Source organism: Acaryochloris sp. IP29b_bin.137 (assembly GCF_028285745.1).
Classification (GTDB): Bacteria; Cyanobacteriota; Cyanobacteriia; order Thermosynechococcales; family Thermosynechococcaceae; genus Acaryochloris.
Map to the genome: position 1 here is coordinate 21,574 of NZ_JANQOP010000037.1, position 9,852 is coordinate 31,425.

Consider the following 9,852-nt stretch of genomic DNA (forward strand, 5'->3'; position numbering starts at 1 on the left):
AGATTAGGCTAATAGGGTGATTGATCTTGTGACTCCTCTCCAGTCCCTCCATCATGGCCACTGGTTTAAGTTAATTTGTGGGGCCAGCTATCAGCATTTACCTGCTGTCCGCAATTTGGTGTTGGCCTATACCTTAGCCGGTGCAGATTGTATTGATGTTGCTGCGGATCCGGCTGTGATTAGGGCAGCTCAGGCTGCGATCGCAACCGCAATCCATCTCAACCCCAACCAGCCCCGTCCCCTGTTGATGGTTAGCCTCAACGATGGTGAGGATCCGCATTTTCGCAAAGCGTCCCTATCTCCAGAGCAGTGCCCTACCGACTGTCCCCAACCCTGTGCCAGTCTGTGTCCAGCAGATGCGATTGCGTTTCCCAGTCCGGGGGTGATAGCCGATCGCTGCTATGGCTGTGGACGCTGTTTACCGGTTTGCCCCATTGAGCAAATTGCCACCATTTCCCACAGGGCCAAGCCGGAAATCGTCGGTCCTTTTATCCAAACGGGCGTGGTCCAAGCCCTAGAAATTCACACCCAAGTCGGCAGAGAGGCTGAGTTTAAGCAGTTATGGCAAGCCCTTAAACCGTTTGTGCCCCACTTACAGGTTTTGGCTGTTAGTTGTCCGGATGGAGATGGTCTGCTAGATTACTTAGCCAACCTTTTCCAACTGATGGCCCCTTTACCCTGTGCCCTTATCTGGCAAACCGATGGCCGACCGATGAGTGGCGATATTGGCGACGGTACCACCCGAGCGACGGTTTTACTAGCCGAAAAAGTCTTACAAGCCCAATTGCCGGGGTTTGTCCAGCTGGCGGGCGGCACAAATCGACATACTATTGCTAAACTCAAAGCCAAAGGGTTACTGCATCCCCGGTTGATAAGTCCATCCATGACGATTCGTGCACCCCACATTGCTGGTGTTGCCTATGGCAGTTTTGCTCGGCAGTTACTCGCCCCCATCCAAACCCAACTGGAACCCTTGTCAACTCATCATCTGGAAGATCATGCTTCATTACTTCGCGAGGCGGTTTCCTTAGCCGCTTCCCTGATTGCCCAACTGAAAACATCTGGTTTGAATCCACCTCAGGCCACTCTAGAGCCAGATTTACCGTTCGTCCAACCCATGAGCAGGGGGAACTCATCTTGGACCGGTTAGCTCACCCCTAACCCTTTGTTATTTCACCACTGCAGATTTATGGTTGAACAAACACCAGGAGCAAACCAAAACATCACCGATAACCTGGACCAATTACTGGATATCCTGCCCAAGACGTTACGATCGCACCTGCTAAACCACCCCCAACGAAATGTACTGATTGAAGTGGTGATGGACCTAGGTCGCCAGCCCGAAGCCCGTTTCCCAGACTTAGCTGAATATTTGTCCACAGACCCGATTAGCCGCGAAGACTTAGACTATTGCATCCAGCGGGTCAGCCACTTTAGTGGCGATAATCGAGCCGGAATTGAGCGAACCTTGCATCGAATTAGCGCCATGCGCAATCGTCAAGGAGAGATTATTGGTCTCACCTGTCGCGTTGGTCGGGCGGTGTTAGGCACCACCGAAATTATTCGGGACTTGGTGGAAAGTGGTCGTTCCATCCTGATGCTGGGACGTCCTGGTGTCGGTAAAACAACTGCCCTGCGGGAAATTGCCCGCGTCTTGGCGGATGACCTCCTGAAGCGGGTCGTCATTATTGATACGTCCAACGAAATTGCTGGGGATGGCGATATTCCCCATCCTGCCATTGGTCGGGCGCGACGAATGCAGGTGGCCCGTCCCGAACTTCAACATCAGGTGATGATTGAAGCCGTGGAAAACCATATGCCAGAAGTTATCGTCATTGATGAAATCGGCACGGAACTGGAAGCAGCAGCTGCTCGTACCATCGCTGAGCGAGGCGTTCAGCTGATTGGCACCGCCCACGGTAACCGGATTGAAAATCTGATGAAAAACCCGACCTTATCAGACTTGGTGGGGGGGATTCAGTCCGTTACCCTCGGAGATGATGAAGCTCGCCGTCGGGGCAGCCAGAAAAGTGTGTTGGAACGGAAGGCCCCTCCCACGTTTGATATAGCCGTCGAAATGCTAGAGCGGGCTCGCTGGATTGTCCATGAGGAAGTCGCCAACACGATTGATAGTCTTCTACGAGGACGACTCCCCAATCCTCAAGTTCGCGCCGTCAGCGACAGTGGCAAGGTAACGATTACCCATGAGCTGCCCGCCGTCGCCGAACCTACTCCCATTGAGTCCGCACCCAGTGGCTGGCGATCGTCCGGGCGGATGAAGCCGGTTCCCAATCCTGTAGCATCGGCAAAATCAGATCTGAATGAGTTCCAAACCTTGCTGGATGCTTCTCTGCAGCGCCAGGACCCGTATGGGAATACCCTGGCGTTCACCGCAGGTCCCAATGGAGAAGATCTGCCCCTCCATGTCTACCCCTATGCCGTGAGCCGTTCCCAGCTCGATCAGGTGATTACCACTTTGAACTTACCGATTGTGCTGACCAAGGATATTGATCATGCAGATGTGATTTTTGCGTTGCGATCGCATCTCAAGCATCATTCCAAACTGCGCAATCTAGCCAAAACGCGCCAGGTTCCCATCCATACCGTTAAGTCGAGTACAATTCCCCAAATTGCCAGAGGACTCCGCCGACTGGTGAATATGGATGATCCAGGCACCCCGGAATTGGTGGATCTAAAACTCTTTGCTGGCAGTAACGATGATGATGAAATCGAAGCTCTAGAAGAGGCTAGACTCGCCGTTGAGCAAATTGTAATTCCCAAAAAGCAACCCGTAGAGCTCCTCCCCCGCTCCGCTAGCATTCGCAAAATGCAGCATGAGTTAATTGAACACTATCGGTTGCAGTCCCGCAGTTTTGGCGAAGATCCAAATCGTCGATTACGGATTTACCCTGCCTAGTACGTCAGACGTCCACCTCATCAACAGGTAAGCGAACGACGCCAATTCGGGTAAGATTCTTGGACAAAGCTTACTGGGAATTGGCGTGATGTACCTCTTTTTAGATACCGCAGACCTTGCGGCCTGGGATTATTGGCTGAGTAAAGGATTGTTCTATGGGGTGACGACGAATCCGACCCTACTTGAACGGGCAACAATCCCTTGTACCCTGGAACAACTCAAGATCTTGACAACAAAAGCCTTCGACCAAGGTGTCCAAGAAATCCATTTACAAACCTGGGGGACCCAAGTTGAAGATTTAGTCTGTCGGGGATGTGAGATTGCAGACATCGACTCTCGCGTAGTCGTCAAAGTACCCATTACATTGACGGGCACGGAAGCCGCAGCCCAACTCATCCAGCAGGGGATTCGGGTGACATTGACTGGGGTGTATGCCGTTCATCAGGCCTTAATCGCTGCCGCCCTTACAGCGGATTATGCGGCTCCCTATCTAGGGCGAATGACTGATTTGGGCCAAGATGGCAGGCAAGACATTATTGCAATGCAACAAGGACTTAATGGTGTAAATAGTGACACAAAGCTTTTAGTCGCCAGCATCCGCAGCATTGATGACATCACCACTCTGACGAAGGCAAACCTTGATACGTTTACGGTCTCACCTGCGATCGCAGAACAAATGTTTCAGGTCGAAGCCACCAATAAAGCAGCTGAAGTATTTGAAAACGCTGCTCAGGGTTAATTGGCTTCTATCCCCAACGCCTCCGCAGTGATGGGGAGCTTAACGATAAACGTAGTCCCTTGATCTGCAATACTTTCAAAGGTGATGGTGCCCCGATGGAGTTCAACTGATTTTTTGACAATGGCCAACCCCAGACCCGTTCCCTGAATCTGGCCTACATTAGTAGCCCGATGAAAAGATTCAAAAAGATGCGGCTGGTCAGCTTCCGGGATGCCGATACCTTGATCTTGGACTAAAAAGGTTGCTTCGTTTTCGGAAAAGCTGACATTAAATCGAACGGTGGTCTTTTCAGGCGAATATTTGATGGCATTGGAGAGTAGATTACTCAGAATTTGTCTCAGAATTTTCTCATCAGCATAGGAGTGGGGATGATTGCCATGCACCTCACATTCAATCCGTTGATCAAGTTTGGTATTAAGCTGAAATTCTTCAACTAGACCGTTGCAAAAGGTTTCTAAATCAAGAGGCGTAGGATTAAACTCAGTTTTACCAACATCAGCTTTACTCAGGACTAAAACATCATCTAGGAGTCCAGTCATATGCTTAACGTTCTTTTGAATCCGGTCTAGATATGTATGTTGTTTCTCGGTATCCCACCCTTGGCCATAATGCTTAATCAGCTCTGTAGTACCTAAAATTGCCGTTAGGGGGGTGCGGAACTCATGGGATGTCATCGAAATAAAGCGAGATTTTAACTCATTAATTTCTCGCTCAGCCTGTTCTCGTGCTTGAGATTGCTGCAAATCCTCATATAGATAAGCATTCTCTAGAGAGATAGCGGCTTGAGCACATAAAATTCTTATTGTTTCTATGTGATCATCTCTAAATGCATCATAAACTAAATTATTCTCTAAATAAGCAATTCCAATTAGTTTACCTTGACTAATAATAGGCATACTTAGAATAGACTTTGGAAAGTTTGGATACAGCTCAAGACCAAATGAGTTATCAGAATCTTTTCTGGAATCATTAATTAACACATAGTCCTTAGTGCGATAAATATAATCCAAAATATTGCGTTGAATCTCATGATTCTCATCAACTGAATATGATTCAACATTGACAATAGGAAAATTGTTTATTGAAGCATGAGCTTCAATAAACAATTCTCTATCTCTACACAGTACTAAAAAAGCTTGTGTTGCCCCAGCAAGCTCTATTAAATATCTTAAAAGCTTTTGCAATAACTTATCTCGAATTATTTCTTCTGAAATTGCTTGAGATGATTCAATAACTGTTCTCAAATCAATATTATCTAGTGTTTCAGAAGCAGAAAGCCTAACATCATTTCTTGATTTTTCATCAGAGTAAAAGCTATACTTAAAATCTCCAATAAGATTAGAGTATCTTAGCTGAATATCTTCTATTTTTGTTAGGGATCCCCAATTAAAATAAGCATAGCAAGATTCTTTGAAATATAAAGATGAAATCTTAAACTGGTTACATTTAAGATAAAACTCTGCAGCTAATTCATTCGCAAGTGCCTCTTCCTGAAGAAAAAGATAAGCTTTAGACAAATCAATAGATCTCTCATAATATCTAGATGCAGAATCTTTATCACCCAAGACTCTGCTATACTCAGCTTTTATTAAGAAGTACTTATTACTAAAATTTTCTGGACATGATTTAGACCATTTCTTAAATCTATGTAGAATTCTTTTAACAGTTAATAAATACTTATATTTAACAATGTTAGAATTTTTACAGCAGAGTGAAAGCAATGTCAAAGCATAATAGAAATTAAATATTGGAACATAATAAAATCCATTAACTGCATCAATATATTTTTTTGAAGCATGAGCATAATATAATGCTTTATCAAATCTTTTATAATAAAAAGAAAGCAATAATTTTGCTAGATAGAAAGAAAAAATTAATAGATTATTTGAGGAATCAAAAATATCTCTAAGCTGATTTTTCTCATTAAAAAAACTACCATTAAGCGAGACTTGATCGGATTTTACTGTTACAAGGTTTTCAGAAACTTGTGCCCAAATACTGAGATGAATACAATCAAAATATTGTTTATAACTAGATACAATATCAATATACTTAATATCCTCATTGATAATCTCAGATAAAGGTTTTCCGCTAAAAAAGGATAGTGTGCAATAAAAAGCAGAACAATGTCCAAGATTCTCAATATCACCGATTTCTAATGAATAATCTGAAGCATTAGATAAATGAGGCAATAAACTTCTAAGATTCTCTTTCCATGGTCTATTAAATGCATAGCCAACCAAAAAAATAGCTGGTTTTAATTCGTAGTTAGAGAATTGGTCAAGTAACTGTAATGATAAATCACTATAGTCACAGCATTTCCCTACATCATTAAAAATAACATTATATAATGTCCCATAGCTATTATATGCAAAACTTGACACTGGTGAATTACCATAAGATATTGACAAACTCACCATTTTTAGTATTACTAATGGAAAAAGATTTGGTCTTGCAACAAATGTTGCAGGGACCAAAGCCATAAGAACTCGCATTGCAGCAAGATTATTTTCATTACTCATTATAGGTAAATTTACTAAGTCTTTTATTGCCAGCCTTCGATGTAAGATTTTTGCCTTTAGCAAATAAAATATAATCTCAAACTTATAAGGTTTTTCGCTTAGATTAACATTTAAAAAGCTTAAAGCTTCTATTGCTATATTAATTGATTTCAACGGCTCATTTTGAGTAAAGTAAAAGGCAATTTGCAACTCATAAACTGCTACTTTTGTGGCAAACGAGTTTGAGTTTTCAAGTAAATCTATAGCAAGTTTCTCTGCATGTTTAACTTCAGAACAAATATATAAGCATTCCAACAAGGAAAGATGTAGTTGTATACTAGATTGACTATAATGCTTTAAAACATACTTTTTTTCTGAAAGTTGTGATGCCTGTATGTAATACTGACAAGCAGATTCATACGCTGCAGCTTGCTTCGATTTATTACCTGCTAAATAATTTAGTTCAGCAATTTCATTTTTTTTTATATAATCCCGAACTTGATCAATTCCTTTATTAAAATGTTTAACAGCATCAAATATTTCTTTATCTAAAACTAGATTGTTTCTATTTTTAATCAATAATTCTCCAATTGATATGTGTAAAGAACTCTTTGTGGCTTTAGGTATACTTGCATATATTACTTGCTGAAAATAATCATGAACAAATCTAAATCTTATGTTATCAACTGATTCATTTTCGTCATCAAAAAGCTGACTATTATCATATAAATCTTGTGTCGAAACGATCAATCCTGCATCAACTGCTGGCAACAAAATTTTGTATAACTCTACATCATTCTTATAGCTAATCCCTGCTAAGGTAAACAGATCAAATTGACTTCCTATGCATGAACTTAACTTAATTAAATCTTGCGTTTTTTGAGGTAGTCTCTTTATATTTCTAGATAGCAGCTCAAGTATACTGAAGTCAGTGATACTACTTTTTAATATATTTTCAACATCCCAAGTCCATTTTCCAAGGTTATAATCAAAGTAGATGTATTTATCTTGATATAATGTTATCAATAGCTGAATTAAGAAGAAAGGATTTCCTTCTGATTTTTTAAAGATAAGCTTAGCTAAAAATTCAATTTCATCTATATCACAACTCAGTGTATCTGCAATAAGCTCTTTTGCAGAAGATAAGCATAATGGTTGTAATTGAATAGTATTATTTATTAAACCTGCTTGTCTCAAATCACTCAGCATCTTATTGAAAGGGTGTATTTTTTTTATCTCAGCATCACGGTAAGCCAGAATGAATAGAATATACTTACTTTGCTTACTCATAATTAAGCTTGTAAGTAATTCTAGTGATGCAAAGTCAGCCCACTGTACATCATCTAGAAAAAAAACTATGGGATGCTCTTTACTACTAAAAACTTGTACCAATGACTCTAATGTTTGAATAAATACAGTCTGAGACTCAAGCAAAACTTGTTTATGCTCAATCTGTTCTAGTTGTAGAATACTATTAAGCTCAGGTATGACATTTGTTAAAAGACTTATATTCTTGCCCAAAGAATTAGTAAATCTTTCTTGCCAATACTGTATATTATTTTCATCACTCTTCAAGATTTTTTTTATAGCTGTAGTCAACCCCTGAATAAAACCATAATATGGAGTGTTTTTATGATTTTGCTCAAATTTTCCACTAATATTTATTCTACATCGATCCATATTGATTTTGTTCAAATTTTTCACTAGAGATGTTTTGCCAACTCCAGCCTTTCCTGAAATCAATATTACCTGTTTTCTACCTTTAAATATATTTTCTAACCCTTCATTCAAAATATTTTGTTCTTTGTCCCTCCCATATACTTTATCAGGAATATAAAATTTACTAATGCCTATATTTTTCTTGGTTTTTAGAGTAAAATTCGTGTTGTGAGTTGATAAATTCTTTGCACACTGCTCTATATCCACTAATAATTCTTGTGAGTTTTGATATCTGTCCTCTGCATTTTTTTGTATTAATCTCATGACTATCTCAGAGATTTGCTTTGGAATATTCTCCACAATATTATGCGGAGCAATAGGAGTAACAGATAAATGCATATGAATAACTTCAGAAATTTTATGAGATTGAAATGGGACTCGACCAGTCAACAGCTCATAAAAAGTAATACCTAATGAGTATAAGTCAGTTCGATAATCTAAATCTCGATCTATCCTCCCTGTTTGTTCTGGAGATAAATATAGCGGCGTCCCCTCAATTATTTCTTCATTCTCTATATTCACTTTCTCTTTTGCATTTTCAGATGCTATACTAAAATCAGTTATTTTTACTTCATTAGTTTTTGGATTATAAATTATATTTGAAGGGTTAATGTCTTTATGTATGATATTAAGATCATGTATTTCACAAATTGCTTTTGTCAGTTGACAAGCTACCTTCAAAAAATCATCGATTTTCAATTTTTCTTTAGAGATGTATTCTTTTAATGTGATTCCTTCAAAATACTCTTTTAAATATGCGTAAATGTTGTTATTTGCAATAAATGAGTAAGCTTTTATTATTCCATTAGTATTTATTTTTCTAGTAAGTTCATATTCATACCTAAGTTTCGATATATTAGAGAAAGAAGGATATTCGCTGCTCAAACTTTTAGCAACAAACTTTTGATTGCTAACAATATTTTTTATTATGTAAATACTTGTATTATCTTTTCTGTAAAGTAAAGTTTGAGTTTCATGGTTTGCTATTTCAAACATAATTATTTTCTATCCTAATATTCAGATAAACCACCGAATATCAAAGTACTTTTTGAGATTCACTATATAATCTAAGTAGTCTTTTTATTATATCTACTTATGTTTCTGCCAATTATCATATAATACAATTCAATATTGAATTATATTTAGCTATTAAGAGAAAATTCAATCTAGATGTATCTAGAGAGTACTTTAATATCAAAGATGCTTATTTAATATTAAAACCTAGATTGTTTATGAGAATATATCTTCATTATTCTCATAAACAATAACTTATTGATAAACTTAGAGATCTATTTGGATTACTAAGTCCAATACGCATATCTCATATAACATTAGAATCAACTCCCAATATACTCTAAATTCAGAGTTAAGACTAAGCAAGTGATAGTTCTGATCACCTCCGAATGAGCTGGAATATTATAGTCATTTCAAGTCTACGATGATGGCTTATCAATTTACGACTCTATACTGAAAGTTAGATTTTTCATTAGACTAATGTCTATATCCACTCCAGCATGAATGAGTCCATACCATTCTTTTATACCCCCGGCAATGCTCCAAATATTCTTGCATTACTGTTCACTTATATTACCGTTACTCTAGGTTCCATTACCATAGGTTCATAGCTCTTTTCTCAAGATCTTTTGACTTATTCTCCATGCCTCTGATGAAGGCATCTTGATGTCCAAGGCTATTTTAATTTTCTGGGAGAAAATATAAAACCAAGATGATTGCGTGAATGGATTTTCCATAGCATTTTTGATTCTTAGGGGCTCTCAGTGCTTTTGAATTACCTCTGGCGAACTTGAAACAGCCTTGTCTTGATGTCCCCCCTATCAACCTCTTGACCATCGTACTCATCCATTTATGCTGATACAAAGAAACGGTAGCAAGATCAGAGATAGGCAAGTATCGAGAGTCCTGAGCCAATGCTACGAAAATATTTCTGCCTTTGATCTTAGCGTTTCGCCCTCTAT

Annotated in this window: 5 protein-coding genes; 3 read left to right on the forward strand and 2 right to left on the reverse strand. The window is 39.2% G+C overall.

Annotated elements, in window-relative coordinates:
* Window positions 1–16 precede the first annotated feature (16 nt).
* From ldpA to Q0991_RS02675, 3 genes are all read left to right on the forward strand, one after another.
* A complete protein-coding gene (gene ldpA, locus Q0991_RS02665; RefSeq protein WP_299485250.1) occupies window positions 17–1,150 on the forward strand; it encodes a circadian clock protein LdpA in 1,134 nt (377 codons plus the stop codon).
* A gap of 39 nt (window positions 1,151–1,189) precedes the next feature.
* The gene (locus Q0991_RS02670; protein ID WP_299485252.1) at window positions 1,190–2,917 is read left to right on the forward strand and encodes a R3H domain-containing nucleic acid-binding protein; all 1,728 of its coding nucleotides are present in this window, start codon (window positions 1,190–1,192) and stop codon (window positions 2,915–2,917) included.
* Window positions 2,918–3,005: 88 nt separating this feature from the next.
* Window positions 3,006–3,656, forward strand: a complete 651-nt coding sequence (locus tag Q0991_RS02675; protein ID WP_299485254.1) for a transaldolase family protein — start codon at window positions 3,006–3,008, stop codon at window positions 3,654–3,656.
* On the opposite strand, the gene Q0991_RS02680 is transcribed toward Q0991_RS02675, so the two are convergent.
* Both Q0991_RS02680 and Q0991_RS02685 read right to left on the reverse strand, forming a co-directional pair.
* Complete coding sequence (locus Q0991_RS02680) at window positions 3,653–8,872, reverse strand: ATP-binding sensor histidine kinase (RefSeq protein ID WP_299485256.1); 5,220 nt, start codon at window positions 8,870–8,872, stop codon at window positions 3,653–3,655. The two genes, Q0991_RS02675 and Q0991_RS02680, sit on opposite strands and share 4 nt — an antisense overlap.
* 699 nt (window positions 8,873–9,571) lie before the next feature.
* Window positions 9,572–9,852 (reverse strand): hypothetical protein (locus Q0991_RS02685; protein ID WP_299485258.1); only part of this gene is annotated, 281 nt, incomplete at its 5' end.

Excerpts from the sequence above, each read along its gene's own strand:
- Q0991_RS02670 (WP_299485252.1), top strand. The coding sequence starts at position 1,190 with ATGGTTGAACAAACACCAGGAGCAAACCAAAACATCACCGATAACCTG.
- Q0991_RS02675 (WP_299485254.1), top strand. The coding sequence starts at position 3,006 with ATGTACCTCTTTTTAGATACCGCAGACCTTGCGGCCTGGGATTATTGG.
- Q0991_RS02680 (WP_299485256.1), bottom strand. The coding sequence starts at position 8,872 with ATGTTTGAAATAGCAAACCATGAAACTCAAACTTTACTTTACAGAAAA.